The 1,079-nt window shown below is 62.5% G+C and carries 1 protein-coding gene; it reads left to right on the top strand.

What is annotated here, in order from left to right; translation table 11 throughout:
• Nucleotides 1-6: 6 nt before the first annotated feature.
• Nucleotides 7-1,079 (top strand): elongation factor Tu (gene tuf, locus G3574_RS00005; RefSeq protein ID WP_163959612.1); only part of this gene is annotated, 1,073 nt, incomplete at its 3' end.

Below are 1,079 nucleotides of genomic sequence, written 5' to 3' on the forward strand. Positions count from 1 at the left end.
TGCAAAATGGCAAAAGGCAAGTTTGAGCGGACGAAACCGCACGTGAACGTAGGCACGATTGGTCACGTTGACCACGGCAAGACCACGCTGACTGCAGCGATTGCAACCGTGCTGTCGGCCAAGTTTGGCGGCGAAGCGAAGAAGTATGACGAGATCGACGCGGCGCCCGAAGAAAAGGCACGCGGCATCACCATCAATACCGCGCACGTCGAGTACGAGACTGCTAACCGCCACTACGCCCACGTCGACTGCCCCGGCCACGCCGACTACGTCAAGAACATGATCACCGGCGCCGCCCAGATGGACGGCGCGATCCTGGTGTGCTCGGCCGCCGACGGCCCGATGCCCCAGACCCGTGAGCACATCCTGCTGGCCCGTCAGGTCGGCGTGCCCTACATCATCGTGTTCCTCAACAAGTGCGACATGGTCGACGACGCCGAACTGCTCGAGCTCGTCGAGATGGAAGTGCGCGAACTGCTGTCGAAGTACGAGTTCCCCGGCGACGACCTGCCCATCGTGCGCGGTTCGGCCAAGCTGGCCCTCGAAGGCGACAAGAGCGACCTGGGCGAAGGCGCCATCATGAAGCTGGCCGAAGCCCTCGACAGCTACATCCCGACTCCCGAGCGCGCCATCGACGGCACGTTCCTGATGCCGGTGGAAGACGTGTTCTCGATCTCCGGCCGCGGCACCGTGGTGACCGGTCGTGTCGAGCGCGGCATCGTCAAGGTTGGCGATGAAATCGAAATCGTCGGTATCCGTGATACGCAAAAGACGATTTGCACGGGCGTCGAAATGTTCCGCAAGCTGCTGGACCAGGGCCAGGCAGGCGACAACGTGGGCGTGCTGCTGCGTGGCACCAAGCGCGAAGACGTCGAGCGTGGCCAGGTGCTGGCCAAGCCGGGTTCGATCAAGCCGCACAAGCACTTCACCGGCGAGATCTACGTGCTGTCGAAGGACGAAGGTGGTCGTCACACGCCGTTCTTCAACAACTACCGTCCGCAGTTCTACTTCCGGACGACGGACGTGACGGGCGCGATCGAACTGCCGAAGGACAAGGAGATGGTGATGCCGGGCGACAA

Source organism: Noviherbaspirillum galbum (genome assembly GCF_010974945.1).
In the GTDB taxonomy this organism is placed as follows: domain Bacteria; phylum Pseudomonadota; class Gammaproteobacteria; order Burkholderiales; family Burkholderiaceae_D; genus Noviherbaspirillum; species Noviherbaspirillum galbum.